Here is a 16,495-nt window from a genome sequence, read left to right as displayed (position 1 = left end):
GAAGGAACTGTGAAGTCAGAGTTTCAAATATGGATTTTTCAACGGATTCCATTAAAATTCACATCAACGGGAAGCACCGGATGAAGAGCATAAAAAAAGCAAGACGATTTAGTCAATCAAAACTGCTTCCCCTGCAGCGACTGATAAAGTAATAGCTCCCTCCTTAACCTTGACAGTTCCCGCAGGTTTTAGACCTTCGATGGTAACCAGAGAAATTTTAAGTTGACGTTTGCTGCTCAGAGATTGAGGTAATTTCCAGCGACGATTTTAGTATCCGTTTTTACTAAATGCAACGACTGATGGCTTTTTCAACCACAAGGCTGGGACAAAAACATCCTCATTTTCAGCCAGAAGAATATCGTCAGACTGTACTAAAAATTCTTTTCCTTTTAACGCAGAAACGGTTTTTTGAGAAAAATGAACCGATTTTTCGGCGGAGTTCGACACCACATATTCTCTATTCAAGCGATTTAAGTAATACCAGATTACTGTTTTAGTACAAAACTGCGATAAAAAACCGGAAAGTTTTTCGGGGTCTTTATTGATGACATCTTCACCGTGCATACTTGTTCCAAACAATTTGCCCCACTCGCTGTTATCTTGACCACCGCAATAAAAACTCGCAGGCCATTTGAGGTAGTTATTCAAGCCCGTAAACCACCAAGCCATGGGTTGATAACCTTCAAACGACGATTCGCGTAAAAAGTCAACCCCCTCACAAGTGACATCAATGCCTTTAGAAGCCCAGTATTGATAGATTTCACGTTGCGCTTCACTCTCATCCTGAACGGTATTTCCCAGAAATGGACTGGTTGGAGCTTTGTCGAAGTTTAGTTTGTATTTTCCATCCACCATTGTTGGAACGGGTGGCCACGTATGAAACGCATCAATATGAATCGTTTGGGCTCTTTGAAGCGGCAATAGTTTACATAAACTGTCGATTCGTTTTTGGGCAAAACCCGTTTCCCACTCGCGGGCATAGCTGATGGGATAGCCCCATTCACAAGCTCGCAGCGCCCCATCGGCATTGCGAGCAATGATGTTGTTTTTAACGTAGGTATCCCACAAAGGACTGTCTTCGTACGCATCAAACATATTGATATGCAGACTCACGACGGTATGATACCTAACGGCTTCTTTCATTAGCCATTTTAGACTCTCCAATGCCGTTTTATCTTCGGGGCGTTTGAGTCGTTCATTGACCCCAAACCAAGCAGGGTATTTTGAATCATGACCGTTGTATTGCCAACCCACGAGGTACACAATTTTAGGAATCCCAAGAGTTAAATTATCCATCTTTTTGATGACGTCGAGGGCTTGGGAAAAGGCCAGAGCAACCTCTGACGTACCGTTGTCTTTTCGCTTAAATTTCCCATCAAACAGCGCCTGTGACAGAAACAGCTTCATGGTCAAGGTTTGGTGATACGCATGTTTGGGTTTTATAACCTGTTTTAAATCAGTGGAATAATGAATGTCTATGGTATCACTTTTCTGCGCCTTTGCCGAAATATGAAGCATTCCTATAAACGCGATGATTGCACCGGCTTTTGAGAAAAAGTGAGGACATAGATTCATATATAATGACAAATAAATGATAGGGTCTATAGTTGCTCACTGATAGAGTTAAAACTGTAAATTTATTTTTTGCTCAAGCCTTTAACTGAACAGTTTTAGTAGGATCAATTTTAAACCACAACAAGGCCGCTACCAGCAAACAACCCGAAATCAGGTACAAGGGAATATTAAAGTTTTTGGTATTTTCAACTACCATCCCAAAGATAATAGTGATGAAAAATCCGCCCATTTGGCCCGCAAAATTCATCGAGCCAGCGACTGTACCGGCATTGCGTTTGCCAATATCCACACACACGGCAAAAGACACAGGCAAAGCCAAGTCTTTGGTTAACACACAGATAGCCAACAAATACCCCGAAAGTTGATTATCAGTCGTTAAACCGGCAGCCAGAAAAAAGACGCTCGAAAGTCCCAATCCCGTAATGGCTACAACACGTCGTCCGAACTTCAAACCGTATTTTTTGGACAAAATATCACTTAAAAAACCGCCAGCAATGCAACCGATAGCTCCCAGAAAATACGAAAGAGAAATGAAGTTTTTCGATTGGTCTTCAGTCATCCCGCGGCCTTCCTGAAAGTAGGTAGAAGACCAATTGGTGAAGAAATAGGCTCCGTAGAAAAATAGATGGCACATAAGCATCAATGCCCAAATGTCAGGATTGCGAATGATTGTTTTCCAGGGAATGGCATGGTCTGACTGTTTGATGTGACGCCCCGCTTCTATAATTTCTACTTCTTCTTGGGTAATTCCTGCTTTCTCCGAAGGTTCGTCTCTAAACCAAATATACCAAGCCACGGCCCACAACGCTCCGACCAAACCCAAAACGCCAAACGACCAACGCCAGCCCACGGCATGTACCAACGGAATCACAAGCAAGGGTGTAAGCGCTCCGCCAATACGTCCTGCCGCCCAGATGACCGATTGCGCCCGACCTACTTCTACGGCAGGAAACCAACGCGAAATAGCAATTGTGGCGTTAGGATAAGCGCCGGCCTCTCCTACCCCAAACAAAAATCGCACGACCAACAGGTACAAAAAACTGAAAGCGGTTCCGGTCAAAGCCGTGAACCCCGACCACCACAACACCACACGCGTCAAAACGCGACGGGGGCCGATGGTATCACCCATGGCCCCCGTTGGAATTTCAAATAAAGCATACGCCAATGAAAAAGCGCCCAAAATCCAGCCAAACTCCTCGTTGTTTAAGCCCAAATCGGCTTTTACGTATTTGCTGACGACGTTCATACAAACGCGGTCGAGAAAAGTAATAATGGAAAGAGCAAACAAAAAAGTCAGGGCACGGTAGCGATATTTCATGGGTTGAGTTTAGATGACCGGATCAGCGAACAAAAGACTTGATAACTAAATTCCGAAAAGCCACGCTGCCATGATCTCCCTGAAACATGAGTGGACCTTTGGCGACTTCACCGTCTATGCTGCTACGGGTTGGACCAAAGAGTTCTACATTTTCGTGGAGAATTATACCATTCAATTCCACTTTCAGCATTTTGGCATTGGCTATTTTTTTACCGGCGGCATCAAAACGCGGGGCTTGAAAAGAAATCTTCATTTTTTGCCAAAGGCCGGGAGCTTTTCCTGCATCTATTCTTGGGACATGTCCTTCGTAGCCTTTTGTCCCGCTGGGCCGGGCTTCATCCCAACGCTCATAAATAGAACCCACATCATAGACGTGCAATTCCTTTGCGCCCCAACTGTCAAAAAGTTGAATTTCATAGCGACCTTGCAGGTAGATACCTGAATTGGAGCCTTTCGCCATCATAAACTCCACTTCCACGTCGGCATCGCCGTGTTCAAAATTGGTAAGCAAGTTATAAGCAAGTCCCGCTTTTCCGGGCAGTTGAATACACGCCAAAATACCCTTCCCGGGCGTAGTAGTCAAGACATTAGTTTGGTTCACATCAACGGTTACATCCCCTGCAATAGACCAATTGGCTGTAGAAGTTTTGAAAGCGCTCAAATCATTGAGCGAAACCGTCTGACTTCTGACGACAAACGAAATAAGGCAGAAAAGCGGTACTAACCTTCGTATCATCATTTTAGGAGTATTTGTTTTGGGGCAGGTGTAGTTAAAATCTTACTTCAATTCTGTCCACTCTTTTACTAATATCGTTGTTACGTAAGTCGCCGGCTGTCCTGGTACTAATTTGAATACGGCGGCATCGCCCCACGCTAAACTGTTCAAAGGAGCAGGGGTAGGTGTTACTGTAAAACCTGCGTGAATCACTAAAATACTATTTTGAGCATCTATAGGCTGTGCCGACGCCAATTTCGTGGTATTGGCATAACGATTCGGCTCATCATATACATAATAAGTTAGGTCTTTTGACTGCGTCGTTGTCATACCAAAACTCATCAAATCTGCGCTGGTATAACAGCGACAATATTCACTGGCAAAAACCCTTCCTACCGGAATTTGGACATTTTTAAACGCCTTCCCAATATCTGCGGCATCTGTTTTACCCTGTTCATTGAGTTGGCGAGCCAATTTAGAATCACAGGACTTCCACCACTCTCCCGTACCCGCACTCAACAAATCCGCTCCCACATCTGCCGCCGCATGTCGGAATATTATCACATATCCTCCTTTTTGTAAGGATCTCAATACATCTGCGCGGGAAGATACCACGACTTTTATCACCAAACTGTCATTTTGGTCTCGCTCATTTTTAACGGTCATTTGATATACTCCCGCAGTGGTCGGCGCAGAATAAATCAACGAATCCTGCGCATTTTGGGTAGCTGTTCCCGCCGAAATTTTCCACGTCACCCGTTGATTGAATTTTACACGAAGTTTACCAGAAGGAGAAACAATTACCGTTTTTCCGTCAAAACCAATGGCTGTCAAAGGTAAAATCGGGTCTTCTTCCTTACAGGAAATAAACCCAATCAGTAACCCAAAGGAGAGAAACAAAGGATTGAGGGGTCTTATCTTCGTGCTTTTCATTTGTGTCATAACGAGTCTTTTTAATTTTAAAGCCGTACAATCTCGGCACCTATGGCATTAAGACGGGTATCAATATTCTGATAGCCTCTATCAATTTGTTCAATGTTATCAATAATACTTACTCCCTGCGCCGACATCGCCGCAATCAACAGCGACACCCCTGCCCGAATATCGGGAGAAGTCATGCGAATACCGCGCAATTGAGTAGCACGATTTAAGCCTACTACCGTAGCGCGGTGCGGATCACAAAGGATAATTTGAGCACCCATTTCGATGAGTTTATCCACGAAGAACAGGCGACTCTCAAACATTTTCTGGTGAATCAACACCGTTCCTTTTGCCTGAATCGCCGTTACCAATACGATACTCAACAAGTCGGGCGTAAAACCAGGCCAGGGAGCATCGGCTACCACCAGCATGGAACCATCAATAAACGACTCTACCTCGTAACGTTCCTGAGCGGGAACAAAAATATCGTCACCGCGGAATTCCATTTGAATCCCTAATTTCTGAAACACTCCAGGAATCACTCCCAAATCTAATATAGAGCAATTTTTAATCGTTAATTCGCTCTGCGTCATAGCCGCCATTCCGATAAACGACCCAATTTCGATCATATCGGGCAACATGCTGTGTTCTGTCCCCTGCAATACAGATACGCCCTCAATCGTCAGCAGGTTAGAGCCTACTCCGCCAATTTTTGCGCCCATACGGTTAAGCATTTTGCAGAGTTGCTGAAGATAGGGTTCGCAAGCGGCGTTATAAATTGTCGTTATTCCTTCAGCCATGACGGCTGCCATCAGGATATTGGCCGTTCCCGTCACCGATGCTTCATCCAACAACATATACGTACCGTGCAATCCGCTCGCATCTACTTGGTAGAAACCACCGTCGTTGGGGTCATAGTCAAATTTAGCACCCAAACGTTCAAAGCCTAAAAAGTGGGTATCCAACCGACGGCGACCGATTTTATCTCCTCCAGGACGCGGAATACGTCCTTTTTTGAAACGTGCCAACATCGGCCCCAACAACATGACCGACCCCCGCAAAGCAGCTGCTTTTTGGCGATACATTTCGGTTTCCATGAAATCAAGATGTACGTCGGAGGCTTCAAAACGAATCGAACTATCGCTCAAACGAGTACGTTTTACGCCTAAATCCCCCAATAAATCAATCAGTTGATTGACGTCCCGAATGTTGGGAATATTATGAATGGTAACAGGTTCTTTGGTCAGCAAGACTGCGCACAAAATTTGTAACGCTTCGTTTTTGGCGCCTTGGGGAGTAATCTCACCTTTCATCGAACGACCGCCTGCTATTTTGAATGAAGCCATATTAGGGAATAAGCGTTAGAGAGGGATAAATAGTAAATATTGATGGTTAAATGTTTTGTGCAAAGCTATCATTTTTTAAAAAAAGATAGCAAAAAAAGGCGTTAACACCTTTTAAAAACTACACATAAACGGGTCAATTACTTATTCAACAGGCCTCACCCGGAATCGCAGTAACACCCAAAGTACCAAATAAAGCATACTTAGTAACACCCCGAATTCTAAGCTGAGAACAAGAGCAGTGCGATCGGTAAGGCTTTGGCCAATCGCCCGAAGTAATTTTTCCGGATTTTCCACGATATCCCAACTGTTCCATCGGCGAATGCGACCCAAATAAATACCAAATCCTGCCAATGGAAAACTTATGGCCAACAATACATTACTCACTATCTTAGTATATGTTTTTTGCCAGGAGCGGTGCATCCAATACACCGAAACCAACCCATTAATCAGGCTTACCTCTGCGTAGAAAAAAAGCATAATCATATCATGCCACGTAAGGTCCCGCCCCATATCTCCTGACAAATGAACCAAATCGGTAATCATGTAAGGTGCATTTGGGAAAAATACCATCCAAACCACGCTCCAAAACCCCACCCACTTGGGCAGTTTACCAAATCGTGTTACGGTTAAATCCACCATATAGGCCACCAAAAGAGGAATCCAACTCAGGAATAAATTCCAATCCAAAGAAAAATCAACAGCTTCTTTAAATTGAATACGTACGGTATGATAAGTGGTAGCTACTAGGCTCAAAAGAAGAAGCAGAAGAAGTGGATACAGACCTTCCAAGGTAATAATGGGAGGCTCATATACCATAAAGCGGTACCTCCGGAACCGATGAATGAGACGTTTTAGCAAAGCTTTCTTGGGTTAGTTACACAAAGAACGTCTAATTATGTGCCCAAATTCAACAATCAAGTTAAAACTTTTCCGTAATTTGGCACGGCCAAACCAAATATTACAAACACTCACCAAAATAATAGTATGAATATACACGAGTACCAAGGAAAAGAAATACTCAAAAAATACGGTGTCCGTATCCAGGATGGCATCGTGGTAGATACCCCTGAACGCGCCGTTGAAGCCTATCGCACCATTGCAGAGCGGACAGGTTCAAAGTTTGTGGTTGTGAAATCGCAAATCCATGCGGGCGGTCGCGGAAAAGGCAAAATTGTTAACAGCGAACAACGTGGTGTACAGGTGGTTAAATCACCCGACCAAGTTCGTGAAGTGGCAACAAACCTCCTCGGACATGTTTTGGTGACTCATCAAACCGGACCCGATGGCAAGAAAGTAAATAAAATATTTTTGGCCGAAGACGCGTATTACCCGGGTGCTTCTGAGCCAAAAGAATTCTATATTTCTATTCTTTTAGACCGCGCCAAAGGTTGCCCTGTCATTATGGCAAGTACCGAAGGTGGGATGGACATTGAAGAAGTAGCCGAGCACACTCCCGAAAAAATCATCAAAGAATGGATTGACCCACGTGTTGGTTTGCAGGGATTCCAAGCTCGCAAAATTGCGTTTGCGTTTGGTTTATCGGGCAATGCCTTCAAAGAAATGGTAAAATTCATCACATCGCTTTACACAGCTTATTGGGAATCAGACGCTTCTATGTTTGAAATCAACCCAGTGTTGAAAACGTCGGATGATAAAATCATGGCCATTGATGCGAAAGTAGATTTGGACGACAACGCCCTCATTCGCCACGCTGACCTTGCTTTGATGCGCGATACCAACGAAGAAGATCCTTTGGAAGTGGAAGCAGGCGAAAATAACCTCAACTACGTCAAATTGGACGGAAACGTAGGCTGTATGGTAAACGGTGCCGGTTTGGCAATGGGAACCATGGACTTGATCAAACTTTCAGGCGGTGAACCGGCCAACTTCTTAGACGTTGGGGGTGGTGCCAATGCTAAAACTGTTGAAGCAGGTTTCCGTATTATCCTGAAAGACCCGAACGTAAAAGCAATCCTTATCAATATTTTCGGTGGTATTGTTCGTTGCGACCGCGTAGCTACGGGAGTTGTAGAAGCTTACAAAGCCATTGGTGATATTCCAGTCCCTATCATCGTACGCTTACAGGGAACAAATGCCGAAGAAGGTGTTCGCATCATCAATGAATCCGGTTTGAAAGTAGTTTCTGCCATCGAATTCAAAGAAGCAGCGGCAAAAGTAACTGAAATTTTAAAATCGTTAGGCTTGAACTAAGCTAGCTGATTATCATAAACTTACAACAGAAAAGCCGCATCAAACGATGCGGCTTTTCTGTTGCAGTAAGTTGAAAGTTAAAATTCCACTCGGTAATTTATCACCGGCACCATTCCCAACTGAAACTGCTGCACGATTTGACGTTGGAGAATATCGTAGTAACTGTACGCTTCATTTTTGGTATTGGAAACGTTCTGAATGTCAATTGACCACGTCCTGGTATAATTGGGTTTGTGTCGTTTCCAGAAAATCCGCACATCGGGGCGGAAGTAATCCTTCATTTTAATGGTGTACAATTCGTTGACTTTGTAAGAAGTTTGCCCTGAACTGCGCGAAGCTTCCAAATCAATCGGCGAATCGCGATAACCACCGAGCCATAAGACGCGCAGGTTTACCCCGAAAGTACGATTAGGACGTTGGCGAAATTCTTTTCCTCCCGCAAAACTAAATGTATGATTTCCGTTGAAGCGGGTACTGCGCTCGACACCGTCCTGTCCTTTGTAAGTAGAGTTATACAATGAACCCGTAATGAGCGCATAAAAATCTTTGCCCAAATACTGCTGATACGTCACTTCTACGCCGTAATTTTTTCCTGTGCCTTTGTTTGCCAATTCAGCATCGGTAAAACCCTCAATCAAATTAAGGGTTGAGAAGGCCGGAATGACACGATAACTTACGATTGGGTCATTTTTTGCAATCGGTACATTAAATAATGATTGATAATAAGCTTCCACTTTGAGTGATGCCTGTTTACGTAAACTCTTTTCAAATCCTAAAACAACGTGCTGTGCCTTGGTAAAACCTAACAACACATTGGGAAAAATATCGGAGCGCGTATCCGAATTTTTAAGTGATAGATACGTTTGGGGCAACTGCAATTGACTGTGTAACCCGTACGACAACGTCAACGCAGTTCGGTCAGTGGCGTTGTATCTTACCGAAGCACGCGGCTCTAAAGAATTGGTTTTATTGTAGGTATAAGACAAATAATGAAGTCCGGCCTGCACCGTCAATCGCGGTGCGAGTTTTCCGGTCAACAAAAAATAGGGCTGTACAATTAAGCCCTGCATTTTCCCTTTAGAGATGCCCCGGTTGTTAATTTGAACAGAATCCTCCTGATAGGTCAAATTAAGCCCTTCCTGTAATTGCCAATTGGCGCTGAGTTTATGCGAAAGCGACGTTGCCAGCGAATAGCGTGTTTTTTTGAAAGCATCCAATTGGACAAAAAAGCGATTAAACGTAGTTTTTGACAAGACATATCCTTCGCGGCGCGTCTCCAATCCGGAAGCTGCCAATACTGTTTTCCACGTCGTATTGCGTCCTAAGTTAATGGAATGCGTCACTCCAAGCGCACCCATGCGATTTTTAAATTCAATGTCAAAACCATCTTTCTGGAACTTCCACTGCAACGTATCGCGCTCCGCCTTAAATACATTGCTGCTTACCCCCGCCATTCCAAAAACCGTAAAATGCCCTGCTTTGCGCGTAGGAAAAGAGAGATTAAAGGAAATATCCTGAAAACGAATGTCTTCTCCTCCAAATTTGATGCCCATCAAAGCCAAAAGCCCTGTGAAAGAGTAACGATAATTGATGAGATAAGAGGATTTGTTTTTACGCGAAATCGGCCCTTCGGCCGCGAAATCTACTCCAATAAGCCCCGCTTGGCCCATAAATTCGTGTTTTTGGTCATTGCCTTTTCGTAAATGAACATCCATAACGCCTCCCAATACATTACCGTATTGGGCCGGGAAGGCTCCCGTCATAAAATCGGCCCGCTCCATGAGTTGCGCACTCAGGATATTGGTTCCTCCACCCGTTTGAGTAGGTCGGTCGCTGAAAGTCCCTGCATTGCTGAGGTGATTAGGGTTCACAATCTCCACCCCTTCCAACCGCCACTGCGTACCCGTCGGTGAATTTCCCCGAATGACCAATCCATTGGCTTGGTCATTGGCTGCCACCACTCCCGGAAAAGAAGTAGCCAAACGTGCCGGATCAAAAAATGTAGCGGCAAAACGAAGGGTTTGTTCAATGGTGATGGTTTGAATACTGCTGAACGAAGGCGGTCTGGAAGAGCGAATTACCGTTTCAGACAGCTGCTGAGCTGATTCTTTCAAGGCAACACTCAATACTTTTTCTTTTCCCGCCTCCAACAATACTTCGGGTATCGTAACCGTTTCGTACCCAACGCTGCTTATTTGAAGAGAATATCTGCCGATAGGAATGTTGATAAGCCGAAAGTTTCCGATTGAATCAGTGATGGTGCCGGTTTCGGTTCCTACTAATTTTACACTTGCCCCCGCAAGTCGTTGATTATTATCGCCGTCCGAAACTACGCCCCTGATGGTTTGGGTGATGGTATTTTGGCTGACGCCAGGGGCGCAATATCCAATGAAGGCAATAAAAAAAGCAAGACTTAATCGAAGAGTGTGATTCATAAAATAAAGTAAACTATGTTTCATCGGAATATTTGCGTTGTTGTTAGTAAATTATAAACTTATTGCTGAACGAAACTGTCATCCATCAACCGCATGGGCGGTCCCACTTTTTTGTCATGAGTATCAAGACCACCGAAGCCAAACTTTACTACGCGTTGTACGATTTTTTCGAGGCAGAAGGGTTTCGCTTGCACATGGATAAAAAGCAGTTTCGCAAAAGTACACTTGCCGGCTTTGTAAACATCATTTTTTCGGTATCTGAGTACGAAAAAGATAAGGATGCATGGGTGGAAGTACATATCGGCTGCCGAAACGACCAAATTGAACAAATTGCTCAGCAGTTTCTGAATGTTAATTTGGTGGAATTCAGAGCCGATGTTAATACCTTGATTATTTCGACCGGAAAATACAATGATGTGAAGTATTTCCGCTATAAAATTCAAAATGACGAAGACCTGACCGATACCTGCGAGACCATCAAAGAATTCATGATTTATTCAGGGTTTAGTTTTCTGAATTCTGTGACCAAACTCTCCGATATAGACCGTATTCTCAACAGTGCTTCCCACAAACCTTCCAAATACCTATACAACCAAATTCACCGTTGCTTCAAGGGGTTGATTGCGGCAAAGCTCAATAACAACCCGAGCTACCAACGCCTGGAAGACACTTATCGAGACTATTTGACTAAATTTGCCAACGAAACCGAATTACATAATTTCGAGCGACTGGCTGCTTATTTGCAGTATTATGGCAATAATTGAAACTATTATGGCTAAAAAAGAAATAGCTTCCCCTACCTACGCCGAACCTAAACTATTCTCTGATATTAATGAAGTGGCTGCCCGCTACGGATTTGAACCCTCTAAATTGCGGTATTGGGAAACCGTTTTCCCCATGCTCAAACCCGAAAAACGAAGCGGCGACCGAATCTACACACTTGCTGATATAGAGCTTTTGGACGAGATTGTTTATCTTGTTGAGTATAAAAAACACAAACTCTCGGCCGCCCGTCAAATAATAGAATCAGGAAAAGGGCAGCGCAACAAAATCAATCGCGTGATACAACAGTTGGAAATTGTCAAGCGTTACTTGGAAGACTTGAAGGATATTGTAAAGTGAAAAAAATGATAAAAATAGGTATTTTAGCCGGTACGGTGTTAGCCGTGTTTTTTTTTATAAAACATAGAGCAGCCGCCCCGGGTACTCCTCTCGTTTCCGTCACTCCTGCCTTAAAAGCCCTTCCCAAAGCCAAAGCTTCTCTTGTTTATTTTGAGTTTGAACCGGACCCCAACCGCTACGAAGACCAACAGATCAAGTTGCGACTCGAACGCCGTACCGACAATAAATTGTATCTAACCGATGACGCAAAACCCGAAGCAGGACGCACGGCTTATTACGTTCTAAACGGCAGTGTGAACCGAGTAGATGCCCGCCAGCTTACCTGGCAACCCGTTTTATCGAATCGTTGGCTGCATGTGGTAAAATACATGACCGATGTCTCCAACATCAATTCCGAAAGTTGGCTGACCTCAACGGTCAATACAGCAGCGGGGAAAACCAAATATGCGGCGGCGGCTGAACTGATTTTTTGGGTACGGGATTCATTGGATAACTCCAAACCTCAATTAACATACACTCAGCCGCTTTGGCCAGGTGACAAAGCCGCAGGGGACCTTGGTATTTTCAAACAAACCCCCGCTTTTACGCTTTTGCCCAACAAAAAATATGGCTCAGAATCACGGCCCGTTGACGAACCGATACAAAATTTAAAAAAAGTCAATTGGCACGTTAATGATGAAAAATTTCGCCTTATGTACACGGGGGAAGTGGTGGAACTGATGCAACACGTTCGCCCGAAAGGCCGTCAGGGCATTACAAAATTTGACACCCGTCAGTTGGACCAAGCAGCTGATTGGCTGGCCAAACGAATGCCTTCCGACGTATTTGCCGTTGATTTTGAACCTCACAACCCCGCGAATGAAGGTTGGCAATGGGATATGAACGACCCAAATTTCCGCAAAACCATGTACGATTTGTCGGAGCGTATTTATAAAAAACACGGCAAACTGTTTTTCTCTTGGATTGGCGAACCGATTACGTTTAATTTTCAGGGAAAAAGTTTCAAACTCGATGGCTATGCCAACGATAGCTGGAGCACTGACAAAAAAAACATTGATGATTATTTAGCCATTCATCAAAACGCCAAGGCGATCCAAAACGTCCAACTTCCCTCTCCTACTGTGTTGATGACGGGTTTTGGTTATACAAGTATGACAGTCAACACCAATGATGCCGTTGACCAACCCGCCAATGTTTGGAAAGCGCCTATCAATTGGTATTTGAGGACCTTGGACATGTTAAATTTAAAGTCATTAACGGCCCCTCCAAATATCAAATTTCTCAATTTTCTATGGCCCTACGAAGACAAGCCGTCGGACGCTCGACGCAGTGCCACGCGGCGTTTTAAGATTGGCAACGGTGCTCAAGGCTACATCCGCCAAATGGACAATCGCGTCATGTATCCGATGAATTTGGTCCGCGATGCGGTATTTGTTCACCTCTGTAATCCCCGCGTTTTTTATACCAACTACTGGATTTTCGGGCAGTCCTACAATCCATACCAAGCATTGCGGTACTCCAAAATCAACGGAAATTTATCATGCGTCTCGCAGAATACGGGTGGGTATTTTGTCTATGAATACCAAGGTCCTGACCAACCGTCCTGTCCAACCGTTGGTGAAGATTATATGGGAAAAGATGGGCTTGGCGTAGCGGCTATGGTACAGGCCCACGAACTTTTTGCCAAGTACCAAGGCATTTTGGACGGCAGTCAGGTAAGGGAAAGTTACGATTTTACCTATCAAAGAAACAATCAAAAATCCACAAATGCCGAATGGGAAAACGATACCGGGGAGTTTGCGCGGGCCTTTAAGCACAATCAGCCTTGGCTACAGGTGTGGAAAAATCCAAAAACGGGCAAACGCATTCTTCTTTTTCAGGACAATTTTGCCGAAGCATTTGAACCCGTTTCTTTTTCTACAACCATCAATGGAAAAACAATCCAACGAAGAGCGGAAGGGAATGCACTGTATGTGGAGGAGTTGAAATAATCAAAATCCCCGCACAAAACGCTTTACTTGGCTTTTTTCACCTTCCAAGATGCGTAACAAATAACTCCCTGCTGGCAAACCATGAATGGGCAATTGCTGTTTGCTTATTTTGGTGGATTTGTTGGGCAGAAAATACCGAAGCTGCCGCCCCAAAATGTCCGTAATTTCGATTTTAACTTCCCCCTGATACGTACTTTCCCATTCCAAATGCAGCCATTCCTGCGACGGATTAGGTGAAATAATCAAGTCATAGCCGAGTTCAAGCGGCTCAACTGCCGTAATTGTCTGTACTTTCCATGGCACTAAATTCAACTCGGAAACTGCCTTTTTTACCGAAGTCAATAGATGAAATTGCCCACCCTGAAAGGCATATTGTGGGTCAGTAGAGGCGACATTTACTTCCTGTCCCGTAAAGTAATCGAACCAACGACCCACAGGCAACGAAAGCACTTGGTCGTTTATCCCAAAATTGGCAATGACCTGCACTTTCATTGAGGAATGATTGAGTGTCAATCGCTTCACGTTTTCACTCGTTTCAAGCGTAAAGTCGGTCGCTTTTGTAAATTCTTGCGTCGTCTTGAGGCGAATCAGTTCTGAAAAAACTTTGTACAATTTCAATCGATTGGCATCCTTTAGGTGTTCCCAGCGAATCGGCTTTACCCCCGTACGACCATTTTCATCAATCGAAACATCGTAGCCCAACTCGCCAAACTGCCAAATCAGCTTGGGTCCGGGCGTAAGAATAAAGAGTGCGGAGGCAGCTTTCACCCGTTCCAAGGCTGTCGGAATATTCTTCACTTCTGGACTTCCGTTGATAATGGCATCGTACATTACCCGCTCTTCGTCGTGGCTTTCCATGTAGCCAATTGCGGCAGGTTTCTGAAAGTTGGCGTGGTTTTTCCACGAAAGTCGGCTAAAACTACCTTTGCCCGTTTTTACCGCTTCTCGAAACGCTCCGTTTTGGTTATCCCACACCATCATACCGTAATTGGTAAGTTCGGCTTCTTCCTGATCGTCGGCAAAATGCTCCAAAATCACGTAGGCAGTAGGGTCATTTTTGCGAATTTGGTCATAAATCCGTTTCCAAATTGCCACTCGGCTCGCATCGTAACGTCCCCATCGCGCCACGTCCGTACCCGAATTTGTTTGGGTAAATCCTTTGGAAAGATCGAAACGAAAACCATCAAAACGGTACTCTTTCAACCAAAACTCGTTGACCCGCTGCACATAGTCTTTTGTAGCGGAAGCCTCGTGGTTGAAATCAAAAAATACGCTGAACGGGTGCGTCGACTGCTGATTAAACATCGGGCTGTTGGCCGCAGGCTGTGTCCCATCCCAATACATTTTCACGTAAGGAAACTCGTAATCGGCCTGATTCAATACCATGTCCAAAATGACTGCAATGCCGTTTTCGTGGCATTTGTCAATCAAAGCTTTCAAGTCGTTGGGTGTTCCGTAGGCTTTGTCAGGAGCGGCGTGGAAAATAGGATTATACCCCCAAGAGTCATTGTCCGAAAATTCCATAATGGGCATCAATTCAAGGACATTGACGCCCATTTTTTTTAAATACGGGAATGAATCGGCTACGGTTTTATACGACCTACTTCCCACAAAATCGCGCACCAAGAGTTCGTAAATCACCAAATCTTCATTGGCGGGGCGTTTGAAGTTGTTTACCTTCCAAACATAAGGTGTTTGGTTGGTTTGCAATACTGACACGATATTACCCTGTGCTTTTTGAGGAAAAGGCAACAAATTGGGATAAGTGGAGGCGGGGATAAATTTATCGTTGTTTCGGTCAAGGATTTTTTCAGCATAGGGGTCTCCTACGGCGACCGTTCCATCTACTAAATACTGAAAAGCGTATTCTTTTTGTGGGGTTAAGTTTTTGATTTCCAGCCAATACGTTTGTCCGTCGGGCGTACGGTTCATCAAATAATCGGTCTGATTCTCCCAGTTATTGAAATCGCCCAAGACATACACAAACTTTTTATCGGGAGCAAAAAGCACTAAAGTCACTGACGTTGCAGAAGTATAATTGATGCCGTTTCGCAGTCCCGAAGGCAAAGCCGCCACCGTAGGCGATGGGCTAACTGTAAAAGTAAACTCCTCAAAAACCTCCTGATTGCCTGCATTGGCCGTAACGCGCACCGTGCGGCGTTGGTTGGGGGCCGTTCCCGTTGGAATCGTTGCCGAAATAGTTGTGTCGGTGGCCGTTGCGACGGCAGTTCCGTCGAGTGTCAAGGTCAATTTAGCCGTAATGGATGCTCTTGCCTTTACAGAAATGGAACGGTTGGCTTCGGTGAAAAAGTTTTTTTCGGTCGGGGTGTTAAATCGTACAAACAACTGATTGGAAGCATAAAAGTCAAACAAAAAATCTTCGGTTTGGGCCGAACCACTGGCATTTTTCACCAATACCCCCATCCAACGCAAGGTTTTGCCTCCCGTTATGTTGAGGTATTTGTTGGGAGTCAGTTTTATTGTCCAACTATTATCACTGACACGGGTCAACAGTCCAGGGGCAAAAGGCTGCGAAAAACTCGTTTGCCCCGAAGGACTAAACTCTGCCGTTTTGTTGGCGGGGTCAGACCCACCCCACGCCCAAATATACAAACCGCCTGCCTGATTGAGCAACCCTGCTTTTCGATTATCTTTCGCTTGGGTTAAATCAAACGTAAGGGTTAATTCACCATCGGCCGTGGGAAATTCGGGCTTGATGACGAGTGCTTGGCCGAAAATAAAATCAGAAACTGTTTTAAAATATCAATCAAGGCGTTTCAACATTAGCTGAATCATAGCTAAATAAACCGCACGGGCGGCCCCGCATACTTTCACTATTTTGAGTGTGCTTTTCGTAATCT

12 protein-coding genes are annotated in these 16,495 nt (G+C 44.5%); 4 read left to right on the top strand and 8 right to left on the bottom strand.

All coding sequences use genetic code 11. The annotated features are described in order from the left end of the window. Positions 1–267 precede the first annotated feature (267 nt). The 6 genes from Q0081_RS10020 to Q0081_RS09995 form a co-directional block, all read right to left on the bottom strand. Positions 268–1,575: an endo-alpha-N-acetylgalactosaminidase family protein gene (locus tag Q0081_RS10020; RefSeq protein ID WP_298352232.1), complete on the bottom strand. Its 1,308-nt coding sequence runs from the start codon at positions 1,573–1,575 to the stop codon at positions 268–270. A gap of 73 nt (positions 1,576–1,648) precedes the next feature. After that, positions 1,649–2,893, bottom strand: coding sequence for an MFS transporter (locus Q0081_RS10015; RefSeq protein ID WP_298352227.1), 1,245 nt, complete (start codon positions 2,891–2,893; stop codon positions 1,649–1,651). A 22-nt stretch (positions 2,894–2,915) separates the two neighbouring features. Beyond that, positions 2,916–3,632, bottom strand: a complete 717-nt coding sequence (locus Q0081_RS10010; RefSeq protein WP_298352224.1) for a DUF1080 domain-containing protein — start codon at positions 3,630–3,632, stop codon at positions 2,916–2,918. A 39-nt stretch (positions 3,633–3,671) separates the two neighbouring features. Next, on the bottom strand, positions 3,672–4,550 hold the full coding sequence (locus tag Q0081_RS10005) for a hypothetical protein (RefSeq protein WP_298352222.1): 879 nt from the start codon (positions 4,548–4,550) through the stop codon (positions 3,672–3,674). A gap of 17 nt (positions 4,551–4,567) precedes the next feature. Then, complete coding sequence (gene murA / locus Q0081_RS10000; protein WP_298352220.1) at positions 4,568–5,875, bottom strand: UDP-N-acetylglucosamine 1-carboxyvinyltransferase; 1,308 nt, start codon at positions 5,873–5,875, stop codon at positions 4,568–4,570. 141 nt (positions 5,876–6,016) lie between these two features. Further along, entirely contained in the window at positions 6,017–6,733 is a 717-nt protein-coding gene (locus Q0081_RS09995; protein ID WP_298352217.1) for a DUF1361 domain-containing protein, read from the bottom strand. 126 nt (positions 6,734–6,859) lie between these two features. Here Q0081_RS09995 and sucC point away from each other — a divergent pair, with 126 nt between their 5' ends. Next, positions 6,860–8,086: an ADP-forming succinate--CoA ligase subunit beta gene (sucC, locus tag Q0081_RS09990; RefSeq protein ID WP_298352213.1), complete on the top strand. Its 1,227-nt coding sequence runs from the start codon at positions 6,860–6,862 to the stop codon at positions 8,084–8,086. Between the two features lie 77 nt (positions 8,087–8,163). Here sucC and Q0081_RS09985 read toward each other — a convergent pair whose 3' ends face one another. Further along, on the bottom strand, positions 8,164–10,521 hold the full coding sequence (locus Q0081_RS09985) for a TonB-dependent receptor (protein WP_298352211.1): 2,358 nt from the start codon (positions 10,519–10,521) through the stop codon (positions 8,164–8,166). 116 nt (positions 10,522–10,637) lie between these two features. Between Q0081_RS09985 and Q0081_RS09980 the strand changes: the two genes are divergently transcribed. From Q0081_RS09980 to Q0081_RS09970, 3 genes are read left to right on the top strand one after another with little or no spacing between them, the layout of a single operon-like run. After that, positions 10,638–11,285, top strand: a complete 648-nt coding sequence (locus tag Q0081_RS09980; RefSeq protein WP_298352210.1) for a hypothetical protein — start codon at positions 10,638–10,640, stop codon at positions 11,283–11,285. Between the two features lie 7 nt (positions 11,286–11,292). Further along, positions 11,293–11,643, top strand: coding sequence for a MerR family transcriptional regulator (locus tag Q0081_RS09975; protein ID WP_298352207.1), 351 nt, complete (start codon positions 11,293–11,295; stop codon positions 11,641–11,643). A 5-nt stretch (positions 11,644–11,648) separates the two neighbouring features. Continuing rightward, positions 11,649–13,634 (top strand): hypothetical protein, encoded by a 1,986-nt coding sequence (locus tag Q0081_RS09970; protein ID WP_298352204.1) that lies wholly within the window; start codon positions 11,649–11,651, stop codon positions 13,632–13,634. Here Q0081_RS09970 and Q0081_RS09965 read toward each other — a convergent pair whose 3' ends face one another. Next, positions 13,635–16,268: an alpha-amylase family glycosyl hydrolase gene (locus tag Q0081_RS09965; RefSeq protein ID WP_298352202.1), complete on the bottom strand. Its 2,634-nt coding sequence runs from the start codon at positions 16,266–16,268 to the stop codon at positions 13,635–13,637. Positions 16,269–16,495: the final 227 nt, after the last annotated feature.

Source organism: Runella sp., assembly GCF_027484545.1.
Taxonomy (GTDB): Bacteria; Bacteroidota; Bacteroidia; order Cytophagales; family Spirosomataceae; genus Runella.
The sequence above is the reverse complement of the archived record's forward strand: the minus strand, read 5'-3'. Positions and strand labels throughout refer to the sequence as shown.

Coding starts and splice junctions, on each gene's coding strand:
- Q0081_RS10020 (WP_298352232.1), bottom strand. CDS start 1,575: ATGAATCTATGTCCTCACTTTTTCTCAAAAGCCGGTGCAATCATCGCG.
- Q0081_RS10015 (WP_298352227.1), bottom strand. CDS start 2,893: ATGAAATATCGCTACCGTGCCCTGACTTTTTTGTTTGCTCTTTCCATT.
- Q0081_RS10010 (WP_298352224.1), bottom strand. CDS start 3,632: ATGATGATACGAAGGTTAGTACCGCTTTTCTGCCTTATTTCGTTTGTC.
- Q0081_RS10005 (WP_298352222.1), bottom strand. CDS start 4,550: ATGACACAAATGAAAAGCACGAAGATAAGACCCCTCAATCCTTTGTTT.
- murA (WP_298352220.1), bottom strand. CDS start 5,875: ATGGCTTCATTCAAAATAGCAGGCGGTCGTTCGATGAAAGGTGAGATT.
- sucC (WP_298352213.1), top strand. CDS start 6,860: ATGAATATACACGAGTACCAAGGAAAAGAAATACTCAAAAAATACGGT.
- Q0081_RS09985 (WP_298352211.1), bottom strand. CDS start 10,521: ATGAATCACACTCTTCGATTAAGTCTTGCTTTTTTTATTGCCTTCATT.
- Q0081_RS09980 (WP_298352210.1), top strand. CDS start 10,638: ATGAGTATCAAGACCACCGAAGCCAAACTTTACTACGCGTTGTACGAT.
- Q0081_RS09975 (WP_298352207.1), top strand. CDS start 11,293: ATGGCTAAAAAAGAAATAGCTTCCCCTACCTACGCCGAACCTAAACTA.
- Q0081_RS09970 (WP_298352204.1), top strand. CDS start 11,649: ATGATAAAAATAGGTATTTTAGCCGGTACGGTGTTAGCCGTGTTTTTT.